Here is a 20,968-nt window from a genome sequence, read left to right on the forward strand (position 1 = left end):
GCTCTTCGGAGCCCGGGGCCCGGGGCCTTGAACGACCCCGGTGTCCTCGCGGGATCCGAGGCGTGCCGTGACGGCGCGGCCGGGAGAGCGGGGGAGGCGGAGGCTGGGGGCTGGGGCTGGGGCTGGGGCTGGGAAAACGATAGAGCCCGCCCCGCTCGCGCGGGACGGGCTCTATCTGAAGCCTTGGGTCAAACTCAGGTCAGATGACCTGGACCTGGTCGGCCTGCGGGCCCTTCTGGCCCTGCGTGGTGACGAAGCTGACACGCTGGTTCTCCTCCAGGCTGCGGTAGCCGCCGGAGTTGATGGCCGAGTAGTGCACGAAGACATCGGCGGTGCCGTCATCCGGTGCGATGAATCCGAAGCCCTTTTCGGCGTTGAACCATTTAACGGTGCCCTCAGACAAAACTACTTCTCCTCATTGGGAGCCACACCGAACCGCCAGGTCGGCGGCACGGGGCTGCGTTGCGGACCCTACCATGCACCCGCGGAAACCATCCGGAGAAACCTGTAACGCCCGCTGTCGGCGGACTCTCATAAGCACTTGAGATGATAAGGCTGAACTGAGAATTACGACTGCAACCAAGCCAACTCTATCGTCCCGCATCGCGACGCACAACTCACGGGATCGACGACAGGAACCGCTCCCGCTCCTCCGCCGGGAGACGGTCCACGAACAGGGTGCCGTCGAGGTGGTCGGCCTCGTGCTGCAGCACCCGGGCGAGCATGCCCAGCGCCCTGACCGTGACGGGTTTGCCGAACATGTCGCGGCCACGCGCGGTGACCATGTAGGAGCGTTCCAGGGGCCACCAGTGGCCGGGCGCCGACAGACAGGCCTCGTCGGCCGTGATCCGGCGGTCGGACAGCTCCAGGCGGGGGTTGACCAGGTGACCGGCCTTGCCGTCCAGGTCGTAGACGACCACCCGGAGCGGCACGCCGATCTGCGGGGCGGCCAGGCCCGCGCGGCCGGCGCCCGCCCGCATCGTCGCCTGGAGCGACTTGACCAGCACGCGCAGCTCCCGGTCGAAGACGGTCACCGGCTCGGCGACCGTGCGCAGAACGGGATCGGTGAAGGATCGGATCGGCTGGACGGCCACGCGCACTCCCCGCAGAGGTCGAATCGGCACCGAGGACGGTTCCCGTCGTCGCCACGGCTCAACCGTCACCGCCCGGACCTCGATGTTTCGGTCATGTTGCCGGGGTGCGGCGTGTGCATTGCGTATTTCCGCGGTTAGTCACATGTAACCGGCGCACCATCACCGAGAGTGAATGTGCGTAACGGCCTCCTCGTAGGTTTCGGACCGACGCCCCCCGAACACGCGCAGGAGGAACGATGGCCAAGCCCTGGATCAGTGACTGGCGGCCCGACGACCCGGACTTCTGGCAGGGGCGGGGCAGAGGGGTGGCCCGGCGGAACCTGATCTTCTCCATCTTCGCCGAGCACCTGGGGTTCACGCTGTGGACCGTGTGGAGCATCGTGGCCGTGCAGATGGGCTCCTACGACTTCTCCACCGACCAGCTCTTCTGGATCGTCTCCCTGCCCAACCTGGTCGGCTCGGCCCTGCGCATCCCCTACACCTTCGCCCCCGCCCGGTTCGGCGGCCGGAACTTCACCGTGGTCAGCGCCCTGCTGCTGCTGGTGCCCGCGGTGCTGCTGGCGTTCGCGGTCGGGAACCCGGACACCCCGTACTGGATGTTCCTGGTGATCGCGGCCACCGCGGGCCTGGGGGGCGGCAACTTCGCCTCCAGCATGGCCAACATCACCTACTTCTACCCCCAGGGCAGGCAGGGGACGGCGCTCGGCCTCAACGCGGCGGGCGGCAACATCGGGGTCAGCTCCGTGCAGCTCGTCATGCCCCTGGTGATCGGCGCGTTCGGGCTGGCCGCGGCCGGGCTGTTCTGGATCCCGTTCATCCTGGCCGCCGCGCTCGGCGCCTACTTCTTCATGGACAACCTGACCTCCGCCAAGGCCAGCCCCGCCGACCAGCTCAAGGTCGCCGGCCGCGCCCAGACCTGGATCATGTCGCTGCTGTACATCGGCACGTTCGGCTCGTTCATCGGCTACTCCACGGCGTTCCCGCTGCTCATCAAGAGCCAGTTCCCCGAGCAGGCCTCCCTGGTCGGGCTGGCCTTCCTCGGCCCGCTGGTCGGCTCGCTGATCCGCCCGGCCGGGGGCTGGCTGTCGGACCGGCTCGGCGGCGCCCGGGTGACGCTGGTCAACTTCGGCGCCATGGCGGGCGCGGCGGCGCTGGTCTGGCAGGGCCTGGCCCAGCACGCCTTCGCGCTCTTCTTCGGCGCGTACATGCTCCTGGTCGCCACCACCGGCATCGGCAACGGATCCACCTACCGGATGATCCCGGCGATCTTCCGGGCCAAGGCCGTCGCGGGCCTGGCCCCGGGTACGGCGGCCCACGAGGCGGCGCTGGCGGTCGGCAGGCGGGACTCCTCCGCGGCGGTCGGGATCATCTCCGCGATCGGCGCGTTCGGCGGGTTCTTCATCAACCGAGGGTTCGGCAGTTCCATCGCCGCGACCGGCGGGGCCGGTGCCGCGCTGGGGTCGTTCGCCGCCTTCTACGTGGTGTGCGCGATCCTCACCTGGGCCTGCTACCTGCGGACCGCGGGTCCCGTGCCCAGCCTGGCGGCGGCCCGCGTGTGACCGCCGGCGCGCCCGGCACCCGGCGCCACCGGATCCCGGCAGCGGTCCTTGCAGCGGGTCCGGCAGCGGGTCCGGTATCCGGCGGCGGCGCCCGGCGCGTCCGGGACCCTGCCCCGGCGCGCCGCTCACATCCGGCACGGCCCGGTCGACGGACGACTCACACCCGCCCCATCGCGCGTGTGAACACGGTTAGCGGCTTGTAGCACATCGGTAACAGGGGAGACCTCGCGGTGAAACCGCCTGAAAGCACCATCGGATCCATGCCGTTCTCACCGCCCGCCCCGTCGCCTGTGAAGGCCGGGACGGCGACGCACTGCCCGTACTGCGCGCTGCAGTGCGGCATGAACGTCGTGCCGGGTGAGACGATCACCATCACCCCGCGCCACGACATCCCCGCCAACGCGGGAGGACTGTGCCAGAAGGGCTGGACCGCGGGCGAGCTCCTCACCGGCGAGCGGCTCACCACCCCCCTGCTGCACGGCGAGGAGGTCGGCTGGGACGAGGCGCTGGACTTCGTCGCCGACCGCGTCCGCGCCGTCCAGGCCGCCCGGGGCCCCGACGGGGTGGCCGTGTTCGGCGGTGGCGGGCTGACCAACGAGAAGGCCTACCAGCTCGGCAAGTTCGCCCGGGTGGTGCTGCGCACCAGCCAGATCGACTACAACGGCCGGTTCTGCATGTCCTCGGCCGCGGCGGCCACCGGCCGCGCCTTCGGCATGGACCGCGGCCTGCCGTTCCCGATCACCGACCTGGCCCGCGCCGACGCGGTGCTGCTGGCGGGCGGGAACGTGGCCGAGACCATGCCGCCCTTCGTCCGGCACCTGGCCGCGATGCGCGAGGCGGGCGGGCGGCTGATCGTCATCGACCCGCGCGTCACCGCGACCGCCCGCCAGGCCGACCTGCACCTGCAGCCCACCCCCGGCACCGACCTGGCGCTGGCGCTGGGCCTGCTGCACATCGTCGTCGCCCAGGGCGACGTCGACGAGGACTACGTGGCAGCCCGTACGAGCGGCTTCGAGGCGGTCCGCACCTCGGTCGCGGCCTGGTGGCCCGAGCGGGTGGAGCGGATCACCGGCGTGCCGGTCGCCCGGATGCGCGCCGCGGTGGACATCCTGGCGGCGGCCGGCCGGGCCGCGATCCTCACCGGACGCGGCGCCGAGCAGCACGCCAAGGGCACCGACACGGTCGGCGCGTTCGTCAACCTCGCCCTGGCCCTCGGCCTGCCGGGCCGTGAGGGGTCGGGGTACGGTTGCGTCACCGGCCAGGGCAACGGCCAGGGAGGCCGCGAGCACGGCCAGAAGGCCGACCAGCTCCCCGGCTACCGGAAGATCGACGACCCGGCCGCCCGCGCGCACGTCGCCGCCGTCTGGGGTGTCGACCCCGATGACCTGCCCGGCCCCGGCCGTTCGGCCTACGAGCTGCTGGACGCGCTCGGCACCCCCACCGGCCCCCGGGCGCTGCTGCTGTTCGGCTCCAACCCGCTGGTCTCGGCGCCGAACGCCGGGCGGGTGGCCGAGCGGCTCGGCGCGCTGGACCTGCTGGTGGTCTCGGACCTGGTCCTGTCGGAGACGGCCGCCACGGCCGACGTGGTGCTGCCCACCACCCAGTGGGCCGAGGAGAGCGGCACCATGACCAACCTGGAGGGCCGGGTGCTGCTGCGCCGCCGGGCGCTCGCCCCGCCGCGGGGGGTGCGCAGCGACCTGGAGATCCTGCGCGGCCTGGCCGCGCGGCTGCGCGGGACGGACGGCTTCTCCGCCGACCCCCGCGAGGTCTTCGACGAGCTGCGCCGCGCCTCGGCCGGCGGGATCGCCGACTACGCGGGCATCACCTACGAGCGGATCGCGGCCGAGACCGGCGTGTTCTGGCCGTGCCCGGACGAGGACCACCCCGGCACCCCCCGGCCGTTCCTGGACCGCTTCCCCACCCCCGACGGGCGCGCCCGCTTCATCCCGGTCGAGCACCGCCCGCCCGACGAGGACGTCGACGCCGAGTACCCGCTCTACCTCACGACGGGGCGGGTGCTCGCCCACTACCAGAGCGGCGCGCAGACGCGGCGGATCGCCGCCCTCAACGCGGCGGCACCGGAGGGCTTCGTGGAACTGCACCCCGATCTGGCCGAACGGCTGGACGTGACGCACGGCGAGAGGCTGCGGGTGATCGGCCGGCGCGGTGCGACCGAGGCCCCGGCCAGGGTCAGCGCGGCCATCCGGCCCGACACCGTGTTCATGCCCTTCCACTGGCCCGGCGTCAACCTGCTGACCAACCCCGCCCTGGACCCGGTGTCGCGGATGCCGGAGTTCAAGGTGTGCGCGGTCAGAGTGGAGCGTGCCCGATGACCCGCGTCGTCGTGGTGGGCAACGGCATGGCCGGCGCCCGCCTGGTGAGCGAGATCCGCGCCCGTGACCGGCACGTGGGACTGACCGTCTTCGGCGCCGAGAACGGCCAGCCCTACAACCGGGTGCTGCTGTCGAACGTGGTGGCCGGGACGATGCCCCCCGAGCGGGTGCGGCTGCTGGACGCGGCCTGGTACGCCGACCACGCGGTGACGGCCGTGCCCGGCGTCGAGGTGGTCGCGGTGGACCGCGAGACCCAGGGCGTGATCACCGCCGGCGGCCGGCGCGAGCCGTACGACGTCCTGGTGCTCGCGACCGGCAGTGAGGCCGTGGTGCCGCCGATCCCGGGCGCCGAGCGGGCCGTGACGTTCCGGACCATGGACGACTGCCACGCGATCCTGCGGGCGGCCCGGTCGGCGCGGCGCGCCGTGGTGGTCGGCGGCGGGCTGCTCGGCATCGAGGCGGCCCGCGGCCTGGCCGGGCGCGGGCTGCCGGTGACGCTGCTGCACCTGGCCGATCACCTGATGGACCGGCAGCTCGACGCCGAGGCCGGGCTCGTGCTGGGCCAGACCCTGGGCGGGCTGGGCGTGGACATCAGGACCGGCGTCGTCATCGAGGAGATCGCCGACGGCGGCGTGCGGCTCGCCGGGCAGGAGACGGTCGAGGCCGACCTGGTGGTGCTGGCCTGCGGCATCCGCCCGGTGACCGGACTGGCCAGGGACGCGGGGCTGGAGGTGGCGCGCGGGATCGTCGTCGACGACGAGATGCGCACCGACGACCCCTCGATCTTCGCGATCGGCGAGTGCGCCGAGCACCGGGGCCGGGTCTACGGCCTGGTCGCCCCCGCCTGGGAACAGGCCGCGGTGGTCGCCGACCTCGTCACCGGCACCGACAAGACCGCCCGCTACCGGGGGTCGCGGCTGGTGACCCGGCTCAAGGCCAAAAGCGTGGAGCTGGCCGCGATGGGCGAGACCCACCTGACCGAGGACGACGCCGAGGTCGTGCGCTTCAGCCACCGGGCCACCGGCACCTACCGCAAGCTGGTCATCCGCGACGGCCGCCTGGTGGGCGTGATCCTGCTGGGCGAGACCTCCACGGTGGGCAACCTCACCCAGCTCTTCGACCGGGGCGGGCCGCTGCCGGGCGACCGGGCGGGCCTGCTGTTCCCCGGCCTGTCCGGCGGCACGGTCGCCGAGAGCCCGGTGAGGATGCCCGACGCGGCCAGGGTCTGCCAGTGCAACAACGTCACCAAGGGCCAGATCAGGGCGTGCTGGGAGTCCGGGGCCAGGGACGTCGCGGCCGTCGCCGCCGCCACCCGGGCCACCACCGGCTGCGGCGGCTGCCACGACGCGGTGGAGGGCATCGTGGACTGGCTCTGCGAGCAGGAAGGGGTGTCGGCGTGACCGGCGGGACGAGCGCGGCGCGGTCCGACGGGGCGGGCGCGGGGCGGCCCGACGGGGCGGGCGCGGGGCGGCCCGGCGGGGCGGGCGGGATGGACGGGACGGACGAGAAGGGAAGGACGACCATGTCACGGCTTGTCGTGGTAGGACACGGACCGACGGCGCACCGCCTGGTCGAGGCCCTGATCGCCAAGGGCTTCGCGGGCCGGATCACCGTGCTGGGGGAGGAGCCCCGGCCGGCGTACGACCGGGTGGCGCTGACCTCGTACCTGACCGGGAGGAGCGCGGAGGACCTCGGCTACCCCGTGCCCGACGGCGTCGTACTGCGGCTCTCGTCCCGCGTCGTCGAGATCGACCGGCCGGGCCGGGAGGTCGTCACCGCCGACGGCCACCGGGAGCCCTACGACACGCTGGTGCTGGCCACCGGGTCCAGCCCGTTCGTGCCACCGGTGCCCGGCAGGGAGCTGGAGGGCTGCTTCGTCTACCGCACGATCGACGACCTCGACGCGATCAGGGAGGCCGCCGCGGACGCCACCGCCGGCGTGGTCATCGGCGGCGGGCTGCTCGGCCTGGAGGCCGCCGACGCGCTGCGCGGCCTGGGCATGGACACGCACGTGGTCGAGATGGGCGGCTGGCTCATGCCCCGCCAGGTCGACGAGGGCGGCGGTTCCGTGCTCCGCGGCCACGTGGAGGCCCTGGGCCTGACCGTGCACACCGACGCGGGCGCCAAGGAGATCGTCGCCGGCCCGGACGGGCGGGTCGCCGGGCTGGTCAAGCCCGACGGGGAGACCGTCGAGGCGCAGATCGTGATCTTCTCCGCGGGCGTCAGGCCCCGCGACGAGCTGGCCCGGCAGGCCGGGCTGGAGGTCGGCGCGCGCGGCGGGATCGCGGTGGACGACGGGATGCGCACCAGCGACCCGGCGATCTACGCGGTCGGCGAGTGCGCGCTGCACGACGGCATGGTCTACGGGCTGGTCGGCCCCTGCTTCACGATGGCCGAGGTCGCCGCCGACCGCGTCTGCGGCGGCGAGGCGGTCTTCGCCCGCGCCGACCTGTCCACCAAGCTCAAGCTGCTCGGCGTGGAGGTCGCCCAGTTCGGCGCCATGGACGGCGCGCTGGACGTGACGTTCATGGACCCGGTGGGCGGCGTCTACCAGAGGCTCTTCGTCAGCGACGACGCCCGCACGCTGCTGGGCGGGATCTGCGTCGGCGACGCCACCCCGTACACCACCCTCAAGCCGTTCGTCGGACGCGAGCTGCCGGGATCGCCGAGCGAGCTGCTGTTCACCGGCGGCCCGGCGAGCATGGAACTGCCCGACGACGCCCAGGTCTGCTCCTGCAACAACGTCACCAAGGGGCAGGTCTGCGCGGCCATCGCCGACCACGGCCTCACCGACGTGCCCGGGATCAAGGCCTGCACTCGGGCGGGCACCACCTGCGGCAGCTGCGTCCCGATGCTCAAGCAGCTCCTCGTCTCCTCGGGCGTCGAGGTCTCCAAGGCGTTGTGCGAGCACTTCGAGCAGAGCAGGGCCGAGCTGTTCGACATCGTGCGGGTCCGCGGGCTCACCACGTTCTCGCAGATCATCGCCGAGCACGGCGCCGGGCGCGGCTGCGACGTGTGCAAGCCCGTCGTCGCCTCGATCCTGGCCTCGCTCGGCAACGGCCACATCCTCGACGGCGAGCAGGCCGCGCTGCAGGACACCAACGACCACTTCATGGCCAACATTCAGCGCAACGGGACCTACTCGGTGGTGCCGCGCATCCCCGGCGGGGAGATCACCCCCGAGAAGCTGATCGTGATCGGCGAGGTGGCCCGCGACTTCGACCTCTACACCAAGATCACCGGAGGTCAGCGGATCGACCTGTTCGGGGCCCGGGTGGAGCAGCTCCCGCTCATCTGGAAGCGCCTGGTGGACGCCGGCTTCGAGTCCGGCCACGCCTACGGCAAGGCGCTGCGCACGGTGAAGTCGTGCGTGGGCTCCACCTGGTGCCGCTACGGCGTGCAGGACGCGGTCGGCCTGGCGGTGGCGCTGGAGCTGCGCTACCGGGGGCTGCGCTCGCCGCACAAGCTCAAGTCGGCCGTGTCCGGCTGTGCCCGCGAGTGCGCCGAGGCCCGGGGCAAGGACTTCGGCATCATCGCCACCGAGCTGGGCTGGAACCTCTACGTGGGCGGCAACGGCGGCTTCACCCCGCGCCACGCCGACCTGTTCGCCTCCGACCTGGACACCGAGGAGCTGATCCGCGTCATCGACCGGTTCCTGATGTTCTACATCCGCACCGCCGACCGCCTGCAGCGCACCTCGGTCTGGCTGGAGAACCAGGGGCTGGACTACGTCAGGGAGGTGGTCCTGGAGGACTCCCTCGGGATCTGCGCCGACCTGGACGCCCAGATGGGACGGCACGTGGCCGGTTACGCCGACGAGTGGCGCGCCGCGATCGAGGACCCGGAGAAGCTGCGCCGGTTCGTCTCGTTCGTCAACGCCCCGGGGACGCCCGACCCCTCGATCGCCTTCGAGACCGAACGCGACCAGGTCAAGCCGGTCCTGATCCCGCTGGAGGTGGTCCGCTCCTGAACCGCGCGTCCGGGGCACGACCGCTCCGGCCACCGCACCCAGACCACCGCGCCGAGACCACCGCGCCGAGACCACCGCACCGAGACCACCGCACCGAGACCACCGCATCCGAGCACCCGGGCACCCGAGGACCCGGGCACCCCGCATGACCCGAGCAGCCCGAGCAGAAAGGCCCGCACCGATGACCGCCGTACGCGAAGCCCTGGAGACGACCGTCTGGACGCCGGTCTGCTCCTACACCGACCTGCTGCCCGAGCGCGGAGCCTGCGCGCTCGTCGGCGGCCACCAGATCGCGGTGTTCCGCACCTTCGACGGGGCCCTGTACGCGATCGGCAACCGCGATCCGTTCAGCGGCGCCCAGGTCCTGTCCCGGGGGATCGTGGGCACCCGCTCCGGTGAGCCCATCGTCGTCTCTCCCATGCACAAGCAGGCGTTCTCCCTGGTCACCGGGGCCTGCCTGGACGAGGAGCCGGTGGTCGTGCCGATCTACCCGGTCCGGCTGGCCGGCGGGGCGGTCGAGGTGAGCGCGGGATGAGCGCGAAGGGCCCGCGACCGGCCCGCGACCGGCACGGTATCCACGAAGGAGTGGTGAACGACAGATGAGCATCACCGTCGCCGAGGACCACCTCGGCTCCCCGGAGACCGCGCCCGACGCGCTGGCCGGGTTCACGATCGGGGTCACCGCCACCCGCCGGCGCGAGGAGTTCTGCGCGCTGCTGGAACGCCGGGGCGCCAGGGTGGTGCGCGCCCCGGCGATCCGGCTGGTGCCCCTGGCCGAGGACGCCGAGCTGCTGGCCGCCACCCGGACCAGCCTGGCCGCTCCCGTCGACGACGTGGTGGTCACCACCGGCGTCGGCTTCCGGGGCTGGATGGCCGCGGCCGAGGGCTGGGGCCTGTCGGGCGAGCTCGCCGAGCACCTGACCGCCGCCCGGCTGCTGACCCGCGGCCCCAAGGCGCGCGGCGCGGTACGGGCCGCGGGCCTGACCGACCACTGGACCCCGCCCACCGAGTCGTGCGAGGAGGTCAAGCAGTACCTGCTCGCCCAGGACCTGCGCGGGCGCCGCATCGCCGTGCAGCTGCACGGGGAGCCGCTCACCGGTTTCGTGGCCGCGCTGCGCGAGGCCGGGGCGGAGGTCATCGAGGTGCCCGTCTACCGGTGGCTGCCCTACCGCGACGTGTCGCCGCTGCGCCGCCTGGTCAGCCAGGCGATCTCCGGAGGGGTGGACGCGGTGGCGTTCACCAGCGCGCCGGCCGTGCTGGCCATGCTCAACTCCGCCCGCGCCGAGGGGCTGGAGGACGCGCTGGTCGCGGCGTTCGCCGGCCCGGTCGTGGCCGCCTGCGTGGGACCGGTCACCGCGGCCCCGCTGGAGGCGCGCGGGGTGCGCACCGTTCAGCCCGAACGCTCCCGGCTGGGCACGCTGGCCCGTACGCTCGCCCGGCACCTTCCCGAGCACAGCGTCACCCGGCTGACCGCCGGCGGCCACCGGCTGGAGATCCGCGGCCACGCCGTCGCCGTGGACGGGGAACTGAAGCCGCTGCCGCCGGCGCCGATGGCCGTCCTCAAGCGCCTGGCCGACAAGCCCGGGCACGTGGTGGCCCGCTCGGACCTGCGCGTCGTGCTCCCGGGCGGACCCTCGCGGGACTCGGCCGAGCACGCGGTCGAGATGGCCATCACCCGCCTGCGCCGCGCCCTCGGCCCTTCGGGCATCGTCGAGACGGTCGTCAAGCGCGGCTACCGGCTGGCCTGCGACCGTGGCGAGGGCCTTTGACGACGCTGGTGCTGGCCGGGCACGGGACGCGCAGCGCCAGGGGGGAGGAGACCGTGGCGGGACTGTGCGACCTGGTGCGCGCCACGCGCCCGGGGACGCGCGTCGAGCAGGCGTTCCTGGAGATCAGCTCGCCCCCGCTGGCCGGCGTGCTCGCCGGGCTGACCGGCCCCGTCGTGGTGGTCCCGCTGCTGCTGGCGGGCGGCTACCACGTGCACGTCGACCTGCCCTCGGTGATGGCCGCCGCCGGGCCGGACGCCGTGGTCGCGTCCCCGCTGGGGCCGCACCCGCTGCTGACCGGCGTCCTGGCGCGGCGGCTGGCCGCCGCGGGCCTGCGGACGTCGGACTCGGTGATCCTGGGGGCGGCGGGCTCCTCCGACCCCGCGGCCCTGGCCGACGTACGGGCGGCGGCCCGGCTGCTGTCGGTCCGGCTCGCCCGCCCGGTCACCGCGGCCTTCGCCGCCGCGGGCACCCCCACGGTCGCCGAGACCCTGGAGCGATCACGCTCGGGACCGGCGCCGCGGGTCGCGCTGGCCTCCTACCTGCTGGCGCCCGGGTTCTTCCAGGGCCGTCTGGAGGCGGCCGGGGCCGACCTGGTCTCCCAGCCCCTGGGGGTGGACGCCGACCTGGCCGCGCTGATCTGGACCCGCTTCGACCAGGCCCGCCGGGCGGCGGTGGCCGCCGGTGCCGACCGGGCACGGCGGAGCCTGCGGGAGATGTCGCGCCCGGCCTGACCGCCGGAGACGTCACGGCGGGCAGGGCCGGCACGGTGGGCACGGTGGGCACTGCCCCGATCCCGGCTCCCGGAGCCTCGGGGCCCCCGGCGGGTCAGGCCCCTCGGCCCGTGGATCGCCGGAAGGGACCCCGGCCTCCGGGGTCTCAGCCGTCGGAGTCGCGGTCGCGGCGGCGCAGGTAGCGCTCGAACTCGGCCGCGATGGCGTCGCCGCTCGCCTCGGGCAGCTCGGCGGCGTCCTTGCGCTCCTCGAGCTCCTTGACGTACTCGGCGACCTCGCTGTCCTGGGAGGCCAGCTCGTCCACGCCGTGCTCCCAGGCCCGTGACTCCTCGGCCAGCTCGCCCAGCGGCATCGGGATGTCGAGCAGGTCCTCCATCCGGCTGAGCAGCGCCATGGTGGCCTTCGGGTTGGGCGGCTGGGCCACGTAGTGCGGCACCGAGGCCCACAGCGAGACGGCGTGCACGCCGGCGGCGCCCAGGGAGTGCTGGAGCACGCCGACGATGCCGGTGGGGCCCTCGTAGCGGCTCAGCTCCAGGTTGATCGCCCTGGCCAGGCCCTCGTCGGTCGCCGACCCCACGATCGGCACCGGGCGGGTGTGCGGGGAGTCGTTGAGCAGCGCGCCGAGCAGGACGGCCAGTTCGACCCCCAGCTCACGGCAGACCACCACGATCTCCTCGCAGAACGCCCGCCAGCGCATGTTGGGCTCGATGCCGCGCAGCAGCACCACGTCGCGGTCGACGCCCGGGGGCCTGGCCACCGAGAGCTTGGTGGTGGGCCAGGTGATGGAGCGGGTCAGTCCCTCGCCCATCTCGACGATCGGGCGGGTCACCTGGAAGTCGTAGTAGTCCTCGGGGTCGATGGCGACCAGCGGGGTGGCCTTCCACTCGTCCTCCAGGTGCGCGATCACGCCGCTCGAGGCCTCGCCCGCGTCGTTCCACCCCTCGAACGCGGCGATCATCACCGGGTCGACGAGCTCGGGCAGACCTTCGATCTCGATCACGCGCCCCTCCTTTTCGCCGTACCGTCCTATCCGGCTAAGCCTATGCGGTGAGGGGGGCTTCACGTCACCTCCCCGAGGTGGTGTGGACGATCAGGACGTCGCGGCCCGCGCGCTGCGAGACGGCCGACGGCACCGAGCCCAGAAGCCTTCCGGCGAGGCTGTTGAGCCCCCGGTTGCCGACGACCACGAGGTCGGCCCCGCGCCTGTCCGCGAGCGAGACCAGCACGTCCACGGCGTCGCCCTCCTCGGCGGCCAGCTCGACCGTCCGGGCGCCCGCGGCGACCGCGTGCTCGCGGGCGGCCCGCAGGGCGTCGTCGGCCGGGGTGGAGCCGTTGACCTTGTAGGAGAGGTCGCCGAGGGCGTCGGCCGCGGCGGTCCGCTCGCGCTCGCGCATCGGGGCGTAGGCGCACGCCAGCACGAGGACGGCGCCGGTGGCGGCGGCCAGGGAGGCGGCCGAGGAGACCGCTCCGAAGGAGGAGGCGGAGCCGTCGGTGCCGACGAGGATGGTGCGGTAGGTCGTCATCGTTACCTCACACGGGTCACGGGAGTAATTGGACGCGCCGTTCAATTGCCTCCGCGAACGATAACCTCCCGGACGGCCCCCGGTACCCTTGCTCCCATGACGAGCACCCCGCGCACGCCGTCCCCGCTGTCCGTCCCGGCCGTCCCGGCCGGGCGGGTGACGGCTCCCACCGGGGCCGGACATATCGACGTATGACCGACGATCGGGGGGGCGAGACGATGCAGGGGGTCCTGTTCGACATGGACGGGCTTCTCGTGGACAGCGAGAAGATCTGGTTCCAGGTCGAGGCCGAGGTGATGGAGCGGCTGGGCGCCGGCTGGACGCCCGCCGACCAGGAGAACCTGGTGGGCGGCTCCATGGCCTCCAGCGTGGCGTACATGATCCGCGTCTCCGGCTCCGGTGTCGCGCCGGAGCGGGTGGAGACCTGGATGCTGGAGGGCATGGTGGCCCGCCTGTCCGGCGGGGTGGAGATGATGCCCGGCGCCGCCGCCCTGCTGGCCGAGGTGCGCCGGGAGGGCCTGGCCGCCGCGCTGGTCACCTCCTCGGCCCGGCCGATCGCCGAGGCGTGCCTGCGCAGCATCGGCACCCATCACTTCGACCACGTCGTCACCGGTGACGACGTGGCCAGGCCCAAGCCCGACCCCGAGCCCTACCTGACGGCGGCCCGGCTGCTGGGCGCCGATCCGGCCCGCTGCGTCGCGCTGGAGGACTCCCCGAACGGGGTGACGGCGGCGACCGCGGCCGGATGCCGGGTGGTGGCCGTGCCGAGCGTGCTGCCGATCCCCGAGGCACCCGGACGGCTGGTGGCCGGCTCGCTGCTGGAGGTCGACGTGGCCGTCCTGCGCGCGCTGTCGGCCACCCGCCCCTGAGGGGGATCTCCCCGATACCGGGCGGGACGCGGGCTCCGTCCCCCTAGGGGGTGATCCCTCCTCAGGAAGGAGACCCCGTCCCGGATCCACGTGCCAGGATGGAGAACGGGTACGCCTAAACGAGGGGATCTGCTATGTCGTTCGGACAGATCGCGTGGTTGCCGCTCTGCGCCGGGATCACCGGGGTGGGACTGGTGCTGAGTTTCCTGCTGATGCGGCGCCGGGGGGCCGCCGCGGGGCTGCGCGCCATGGGCTGGTCGCTGCTGCCGATCGCGGCCTACCTGACCGGGGCGCTGCCCACCCTGTGGCAGATCGGCACGGCGATCGTCTCCTTCGTGGCCGGCCTGGCGCTGAACCCCATGGTGTGGGCCGGGGTGGGGGTGGCCGGGCTGTCGGTGCTGCTCTTCCTGATCTCGGGTTTCCTGCGCGGCCGGCGGCTCAGGTCCGCGGCGCCGGGGTCCTCCGGGCGATCGGCCACTCCGGCCACTCCGGCCGTTCCCGCCTCCTCGGCCGCTCCGGCCGCCGCGGCCACGGCCGGGCAGGGCCGGGCCTCACTGCCCGGTGCGACGGCCCCCACCCAGCCGCTGCCCAAGCGCACCCCCAGGGAACAGGCCGCGCCCGCCCCGGCCCCGGCCGCCCGGCCCGCCGCGGCCCGGCCGGCCGCCGACGACGATTTCTCCGACATCGAGGACATCCTCAAGCGCCGCGGAATCGGATGACGTACGGTGACGGCCCGTTTTCATGTCACGGTTCCGAGACAGAAGCGGAACGGCGTCCAGACATTTTCCGCAGGATCAAAACAAATGAATTTCGCGTGAATCACAGTTAAGCCACATAGCGCCCCAGGGGACTGGTCAGTGCAGTTCAGCCCGTAGATTCTGCGCACGGGACCAAGAATACTGGCCCACAGACTCACGGCTCGCCGTCCGAACCGGACGGCGAGCCGACGGACAATGTCGTCTGGGATCCAGGGGGCCACCTGTATGACCGCACCGCTCGACGCACCCGGCAAACCCGCCGAGGTCCCGCCGGAGGCAGTGCTCGCCGGGTCGAGCGCGAAGGCCATCCAAGGCCGCTCGCTCGGGCAGATCGCCTGGATGCACCTGAAGCGCGACAAGGTCGCGCTCGTCGGTGCCGGCGTGGTGATCCTGCTGATCCTCACCGCGATCTTCGCGCCGCTGATCGTCAGCGTGTTCGGCCACCCGCCGAACGAGTTCCACCAGGAGATGATCGACACCTCCACCATGACGCCCAGGGGCGGCACGGGCATCGGGGGAGAGTTCCTCTTCGGCGTGGAGCCGGTCAACGGCCGTGACCTCTTCAGCCGGGTGATCTACGGGGCGCGGATCTCGCTGCTGATCGCGGTCCTCGCCACCTTCCTCTCCGTCGTCATCGGCACCGTCATGGGCGTGGTGGCCGGGTACTTCGGCGGCTGGGTCGACACCCTGATCAGCCGCGCGATGGACGTCTTCCTCGCCTTCCCCCTCCTGGTCTTCGCCATGGCGCTGGTCGGGGTCCTCGGACAGTTCGAGCAGAGCCTCGGGGTGTCGGGGGACACCCTGCGCATCGGCCTGCTGATCTTCGTGATCGGCTTCTTCAACTGGCCCTACATCGGCAGGATCATCCGGGGCCAGACCCTGTCGCTGCGGGAGCGGGAGTTCGTCGACGCCGCCCGCAGCCTGGGCGCCCGCGGCCCGTACATCCTGTTCCGCGAGATCCTGCCGAACCTGATCGCCCCGATCCTCGTCTACGCGACGCTGCTCATCCCCACGAACGTGCTCTTCGAGGCGGCGCTGTCGTTCCTCGGGGTCGGCATCCAGGCGCCCACGGCGACCTGGGGAGGCATGCTCTCGCAGGCCGTCAAGTTCTACAACGTGCCGCACTTCATGTTCTTCCCCGGCATGGCGATCTTCATCACGGTGCTGGCGTTCAACCTCTTCGGCGACGGGTTGCGCGACGCGCTCGACCCGAAGTCGTCCCGCTGATCTTCGATCTTCCACCTCCCGTTGTCCCTACCCATCAAGGGGTGCAGTAAATGAACAAGCGATCCGCACTGGCCTTCGCGGCCACCGGTGCCGCTCTCTCCCTCGGGCTCGCCGCCTGTGGTGGTACCAGCAGCTCGCCGACGCCCCCCGCCGGTGGTGGCGCCTCGGGCTCGGGTGCTCCCGCCTCCGCCGACGCCTTCAACGCCGGCCTGGAGAAGGTGTTCAACCCTTCCGACAAGAAGGGTGGCATCCTGAAGATGGCCATCTCCGAGGACTGGGACTCGGTCGACCCGGGTGACACCTACTACGGCCTCTCCTGGAACCTGATCCGCATCTACGGCCGCTCGCTGGTCACCTACACCCCGGCCCCCGGCGCCGAGGGCCGCAAGCTCTCCCCCGACCTGGCCGAGAACCTGGGCGAGGCGAGCGACGGTGGCAAGACCTGGACCTACAAGCTCCGCGCGGGCCTGAAGTTCGAGGACGGCACGCCGATCACGTCCAAGGACGTGAAGTACGCGGTCCTGCGGTCCATGGACAAGGAGACCTTCGTCAACGGCCCGACGTACTTCAACGACTGGCTGGACCTGCCGAAGGACTTCAAGAGCGTCTACAAGACCCCGGACGTCAACACCGACTCCGCGATCGAGACGCCCGACGACCAGACGATCGTCTTCCACCTCAAGAAGGCCTACGGAGGCTTCGACAACTTCGCGGCCCTGCCCGGTACGATCCCGATCCCCAAGGACAAGGACACGGGCGTCAAGTACCGCGAGCACGTGATCGCCTCCGGTCCCTACAAGTTCGACAAGGTCGAGGCCGGCAAGCAGTACACCCTGGTCCGCAACGAGAACTGGGACCAGGCGACCGACCCGATCCGCAAGGCGCTGCCGGACGGCTACGAGATCTCCCTCGGCGTCAACGCCGACGACCTCGACAACCGGATCCTCTCCGGCGACCTGCACATCGACCTCGCCGGCACCGGTGTCCAGCCGGCCGCGCTCGGCCGCGTGCTGAGCGACCCGGCCCTGAAGGCGCGGTCGGACAACCCCACCGCCACCCGGACCTGGTACACCTCGATCATCGCCGACGTTCCCCCGCTCGACAACGTCGACTGCCGCAAGGCCGTCATCTACGGCGCGGACCGGGTGGGCCTGCAGAACGCCTACGGCGGCGAGTTCGCCGGTGGCGACATCGCGACCGGCCTGATGCCCCCGACCCTGGGCGGCTGGAAGAAGCTGGACCTCTACCCGACCGGCACCGGCGACGCGGCCAAGGCCAAGGAGGCCCTCACCGCCTGCGGCAAGCCCGACGGCTTCGAGACGATCATGGCCTACCGCGCCGACCGTCCCAAGGAGAAGGCGACCGCCGAGTCGCTGCAGCAGTCGCTGGCCAAGGTCGGCATCAAGCTGACCCTCAAGGGCTACCCCACCGGTGACTACTTCTCGCTCTACGCCGGCAAGCCGGACTTCGTGAAGAAGAACGGCATCGGCCTGGCCACCAACGGCTGGGGCGCCGACTGGAACGACGGCTTCGGCTTCATGTCGCAGATCGTCGACAGCCGCACCATCCGCGAGTCGGGCGGTAACTACAACCTCAGCATCAAGGACAAGGAGATCGACGCCACGATCGACGAGATCTTCACGAAGACCGAGGTCGCCGAGCGCGACGCGCTCTGGGGCCAGATCGACCAGAAGGTCATGGAGCAGGCCTACGTGCTGCCCGGCGTCTGGTCCAAGAGCGTCCTCGTCCGTCCCCAGGGCGCGACCAACGTCTTCGTCACCGGCGCGTTCGACATGTACGACTACCTGAACCTGGGTGTCCAGTAAACGTCGGCGATCCTGTTCAGTAAGGAAGAGGCTTGAGGGGACCGGCTCACGAGGCCGGTCCCCGGAGCCGGGGGGACTGTGGTCACTTACATCATCCGGCGCCTGATCGGCGCCCTGCTCATGCTCATCATCGTGAGCATGGTCACGTTCTCGATCTTCTTCGTCGTCCCCCGCCTCGCGGGCGCCACGTCGGAGGACTTCGCCAGCAGGTACATGGGCAGGGCCGCCAGCACGGAGATGATCTCGGTCACGGCCGAGAAGCTGGGATTCAACGATCCCATCCCCGTGCAGTACGGACGCTGGATCAGCGGTGTCTTCGTCGGTTCCGAGTTCGACACCGGCGTCGCCATCGAGCAGTGCCCCGCCCCCTGTTTCGGTTACTCCTTCATCAAGAGACAGCCGGTCTGGCCGGAACTGGTCGACCGCATCCCGGTGACCATGTCCCTCGCCGCCGGCGCCTCGGTGATCTGGCTGCTCGGCGGGGTCGCGGTCGGCGTGCTGTCCGCGCTGCGCAGAGGTTCCATATTCGACCGGGCGGCGATGAGCATCGCGCTCGCGGGAGTCTCGCTGCCGATCTTCTTCACCGGCATCGTCTCCCTGGTGGTCTTCAGCTACGGGCTCGGCATCACCGCGCCGGGCGGAAGCTTCACGCCGCTGCAGGAGAACCCCGCGCAGTGGGCCTACAACCTCCTGCTGCCGTGGATCACGCTGGCCTTCCTCTACGCCGCGTCCTACGCGCGGCTGACCCGGGCGGGAATGCTGGAGACCATGGGCGAGGACTACATCCGCACGGCCCGGGCCAAGGGCATGAAGGAGTCCCGGGTGGTCGTCAGACACGGCCTGCGCGCCGCCCTGACGCCCATCCTGACGATCTTCGGCCTGGACCTGGGCCTGCTGCTGGGCGGCGCGGTGCTCACCGAGAGCACGTTCTCGCTCAAGGGCATCGGCGACTACGCGGTCCAGGCGATCGTGTCGAACGACCTGCCGAAGATCATGGGTGTCACCATGATCGCCGCGCTCTTCGTGGTGGTGGCCAGTCTGATCGTCGACCTGCTGTACGCGGTGGTCGACCCGAGGGTGAGGCTGGGATGAGCACTCCGACGAGCTTCCTCGAACTGAGAGACCTGCGGATCCACTTCCCGACCGACGACGGGCTGGTCCGGTCCGTCGACGGACTGTCGTTCCAGCTCGAGCGCGGCAAGACGCTCGGCATCGTCGGCGAGTCCGGGTCCGGCAAGAGCGTCACCTCGCTGGGCATCCTCGGCCTGCACAAGGGCGGCCGCGCGAGGATCTCCGGCGAGATCTGGCTGGACGGCGAGGAGCTGGTGGGAGCCTCCGCCGAGCACGTCCGGCTGCTGCGCGGCAAGAAGATGGCGATGATCTTCCAGGATCCGCTGTCGTCGATGCACCCCTTCTACACCGTGGGCGCGCAGATCGTGGAGGCCTACCGCATCCACAACCAGGTCAGCAAGAAGGTCGCGCGCAAGCACGCCGTCGACATGCTGGGCCGGGTGGGCATCCCCCAGCCCGACAGGCGCGTCGACAGCTACCCGCACGAGTTCTCCGGCGGCATGCGGCAGCGCGCGATGATCGCGATGGCCCTGTCCTGCGACCCGGAACTGCTGATCGCCGACGAGCCGACCACGGCCCTCGACGTGACCGTCCAGGCCCAGATCCTGGACCTGATGCGCGACCTGCAGCGCGACTTCAACGCCGCGCTGATCGTCATCACCCACGACCTGGGCGTCGTCGCGGAGCTGTCGGACGACATCCTGGTGATGTACGGCGGCAAGGGCATCGAGTACGGCACGGCCGAGGACATCTTCGAGCGGCCCGAGCACCCCTACACGTGGGGTTTGCTGGGATCGATGCCACGCCTGGACCGCGAGCGGACCGAGCGGCTGATGCCGATCAAGGGCTCGCCCCCCTCCCTGATCAACGTGCCCTCGGGGTGCGCCTTCCACCCGCGCTGCGCCTTCGCCGGCCGTAACGGTGACAGGTCGACCACCGAGGTGCCCGAGCTGCTGGAGAGCGAGGGCGGTCACCTGGTCCGGTGTCACATGCCCCGCGAGGTCAGGCTGGACATCTGGGAGAACGAGATCAAAGCGAACCTGGAGTCCTCGTGAGCGAGCGAGCAGACAACCCCGTCATCCCGGTCACCCCGGTCACCCCGGTCACCCCGGCGGCCCCGGCGGCACGGCCGGAGCGCCACGGGTCCGAGAGCGAGCCGCTCCTGTCGGTGCAGGGGCTGGAGAAGCACTTCCCCGTCACCAAGGGACTGCTCAAGCGCCAGGTCGGCGTGGTCAAGGCGGTCGACGGGATCAGCTTCGACGTCCGCAAGGGCGAGACGCTCGGCCTGGTGGGCGAGTCCGGCTGTGGCAAGACCACGACGGGACGCATGATCACCAGGCTCATCGAGCCGACCGGCGGGAAGGTCGTCTTCGAGGGCCACGACATCACCCACATGTCGCAGGCGAAGATCCGGCCGCTCCGGCGCGACGTGCAGATCATCTTCCAGGACCCCTACTCCTCGCTCAACCCCCGCCACACGGTCGGCGCCATCGTCGGCGCGCCGTTCCGCATCCAGGGGGTCAAGACCGAGAACGGGGTCAAGAAGGAGGTCCAGGACATCCTGGCCCTGGTAGGGCTCAACCCCGAGCACTACAACCGCTACCCCCACGAGTTCTCCGGCGGGCAGCGCCAGCGCATCGGCATCGCCCGCACGCTCGCGCTCAAGCCCAAGCTCATCGTCGCCGACGAGCCGGTCTCGGCCCTGGACGTGTCCATCCAGGCCCAGGTGGTCAACCTGCTCGAGGACCTGCAGAACGAGCTCGACCTGACCTACGTGGTCATCGCGCACGACCTGTCGGTGGTCCGGCACATCAGCGACCGGGTGGCGGTCATGTACCTCGGCAAGATCGTCGAGCTGGCCGACCGCAAGGACCTGTACGAGTCGCCCATGCACCCGTACACCACCGCGCTGATGTCGGCCGTCCCCATCCCGGACGTCAAGCGGCGCAACGACCGCGAGCGCATCCGGCTGCAGGGCGACGTGCCCAGCCCGCTCAGCCCCCCGCCCGCCTGCCGGTTCCACACCCGGTGCTGGAAGGCCCAGGAGGTCTGCAAGACCGTGGAGCCGCCGCTGGCCGAGCTGGCCCCTCGCCACCAGGTCGCCTGCCACTTCCCGGAGAACGCCCCCGGCGCCTCCGACGGGAAGGGGAACGCGCAGGCGCTCACCGTCGACTAGGGCCTTCGCCGCACCGGTTCCGGCCGTGCGGGCACGGCCTCAAGGCTCGGGGGCGACCCGCG

General features: G+C 71.7%; 18 protein-coding genes. 14 read left to right on the forward strand and 4 right to left on the reverse strand.

The window, feature by feature from the left end; translation table 11 throughout:
- Positions 1 to 199: 199 nt before the first annotated feature.
- Entirely contained in the window at positions 200 to 403 is a 204-nt protein-coding gene (locus ACLQ2R_RS15510) for a cold-shock protein (RefSeq protein WP_344903117.1), read from the reverse strand.
- Between the two features lie 214 nt (positions 404 to 617).
- A complete protein-coding gene (gene def, locus ACLQ2R_RS15515) occupies positions 618 to 1,094 on the reverse strand; it encodes a peptide deformylase (protein ID WP_425960189.1) in 477 nt (158 codons plus the stop codon).
- Positions 1,095 to 1,330: 236 nt separating this feature from the next.
- On the opposite strand from def, the gene ACLQ2R_RS15520 reads away from it, so the two are divergent.
- From ACLQ2R_RS15520 to ACLQ2R_RS15550, 7 genes are all read left to right on the forward strand, one after another.
- Positions 1,331 to 2,653, forward strand: coding sequence for an MFS transporter (locus ACLQ2R_RS15520; protein ID WP_425960190.1), 1,323 nt, complete (start codon positions 1,331 to 1,333; stop codon positions 2,651 to 2,653).
- Positions 2,654 to 2,913: 260 nt separating this feature from the next.
- A complete protein-coding gene (locus ACLQ2R_RS15525; protein ID WP_425960191.1) occupies positions 2,914 to 4,986 on the forward strand; it encodes a molybdopterin oxidoreductase family protein in 2,073 nt (690 codons plus the stop codon).
- Complete coding sequence (locus ACLQ2R_RS15530; protein WP_425960192.1) at positions 4,983 to 6,386, forward strand: FAD-dependent oxidoreductase; 1,404 nt, start codon at positions 4,983 to 4,985, stop codon at positions 6,384 to 6,386. Before ACLQ2R_RS15525 ends, ACLQ2R_RS15530 begins: the two co-directional genes overlap by 4 nt.
- A gap of 122 nt (positions 6,387 to 6,508) precedes the next feature.
- The gene (gene nirB / locus ACLQ2R_RS15535) at positions 6,509 to 8,956 is read left to right on the forward strand and encodes a nitrite reductase large subunit NirB (RefSeq protein ID WP_425960193.1); all 2,448 of its coding nucleotides are present in this window, start codon (positions 6,509 to 6,511) and stop codon (positions 8,954 to 8,956) included.
- Positions 8,957 to 9,137: 181 nt separating this feature from the next.
- Positions 9,138 to 9,491, forward strand: coding sequence for a nitrite reductase small subunit NirD (gene nirD / locus ACLQ2R_RS15540; protein ID WP_425960194.1), 354 nt, complete (start codon positions 9,138 to 9,140; stop codon positions 9,489 to 9,491).
- A 64-nt stretch (positions 9,492 to 9,555) separates the two neighbouring features.
- The gene (locus tag ACLQ2R_RS15545) at positions 9,556 to 10,725 is read left to right on the forward strand and encodes a uroporphyrinogen-III synthase (protein WP_425960195.1); all 1,170 of its coding nucleotides are present in this window, start codon (positions 9,556 to 9,558) and stop codon (positions 10,723 to 10,725) included.
- On the forward strand, positions 10,722 to 11,456 hold the full coding sequence (locus ACLQ2R_RS15550) for a sirohydrochlorin chelatase (RefSeq protein ID WP_425960196.1): 735 nt from the start codon (positions 10,722 to 10,724) through the stop codon (positions 11,454 to 11,456). Before ACLQ2R_RS15545 ends, ACLQ2R_RS15550 begins: the two co-directional genes overlap by 4 nt.
- Before the next feature lie 145 nt (positions 11,457 to 11,601).
- Here ACLQ2R_RS15550 and ACLQ2R_RS15555 read toward each other — a convergent pair whose 3' ends face one another.
- The gene (locus ACLQ2R_RS15555) at positions 11,602 to 12,456 is read right to left on the reverse strand and encodes a PAC2 family protein (RefSeq protein WP_425960197.1); all 855 of its coding nucleotides are present in this window, start codon (positions 12,454 to 12,456) and stop codon (positions 11,602 to 11,604) included.
- Between the two features lie 64 nt (positions 12,457 to 12,520).
- Positions 12,521 to 12,979 (reverse strand): universal stress protein, encoded by a 459-nt coding sequence (locus ACLQ2R_RS15560; RefSeq protein ID WP_425960198.1) that lies wholly within the window; start codon positions 12,977 to 12,979, stop codon positions 12,521 to 12,523.
- Positions 12,980 to 13,170: 191 nt separating this feature from the next.
- Between ACLQ2R_RS15560 and ACLQ2R_RS15565 the strand changes: the two genes are divergently transcribed.
- From ACLQ2R_RS15565 to ACLQ2R_RS15595, 7 genes are all read left to right on the forward strand, one after another.
- Entirely contained in the window at positions 13,171 to 13,848 is a 678-nt protein-coding gene (locus tag ACLQ2R_RS15565) for an HAD family hydrolase (protein ID WP_425960199.1), read from the forward strand.
- Between the two features lie 134 nt (positions 13,849 to 13,982).
- On the forward strand, positions 13,983 to 14,567 hold the full coding sequence (locus ACLQ2R_RS15570; RefSeq protein ID WP_425960200.1) for a cellulose synthase: 585 nt from the start codon (positions 13,983 to 13,985) through the stop codon (positions 14,565 to 14,567).
- Between the two features lie 264 nt (positions 14,568 to 14,831).
- Entirely contained in the window at positions 14,832 to 15,833 is a 1,002-nt protein-coding gene (locus tag ACLQ2R_RS15575) for an ABC transporter permease (RefSeq protein ID WP_425960201.1), read from the forward strand.
- Between the two features lie 50 nt (positions 15,834 to 15,883).
- The gene (locus tag ACLQ2R_RS15580) at positions 15,884 to 17,659 is read left to right on the forward strand and encodes an ABC transporter substrate-binding protein (protein ID WP_425960202.1); all 1,776 of its coding nucleotides are present in this window, start codon (positions 15,884 to 15,886) and stop codon (positions 17,657 to 17,659) included.
- Positions 17,660 to 17,737: 78 nt separating this feature from the next.
- Complete coding sequence (locus ACLQ2R_RS15585) at positions 17,738 to 18,751, forward strand: ABC transporter permease (RefSeq protein WP_425960203.1); 1,014 nt, start codon at positions 17,738 to 17,740, stop codon at positions 18,749 to 18,751.
- Positions 18,748 to 19,785: an ABC transporter ATP-binding protein gene (locus tag ACLQ2R_RS15590; RefSeq protein ID WP_386233704.1), complete on the forward strand. Its 1,038-nt coding sequence runs from the start codon at positions 18,748 to 18,750 to the stop codon at positions 19,783 to 19,785. Before ACLQ2R_RS15585 ends, ACLQ2R_RS15590 begins: the two co-directional genes overlap by 4 nt.
- Before the next feature lie 107 nt (positions 19,786 to 19,892).
- Entirely contained in the window at positions 19,893 to 20,906 is a 1,014-nt protein-coding gene (locus tag ACLQ2R_RS15595; protein WP_425960470.1) for an ABC transporter ATP-binding protein, read from the forward strand.
- Positions 20,907 to 20,968: the final 62 nt, after the last annotated feature.

Origin of the sequence: Streptosporangium sp. DT93 (assembly GCF_049844535.1) — a bacterium.
Taxonomy (GTDB): domain Bacteria; phylum Actinomycetota; class Actinomycetes; order Streptosporangiales; family Streptosporangiaceae; genus Streptosporangium.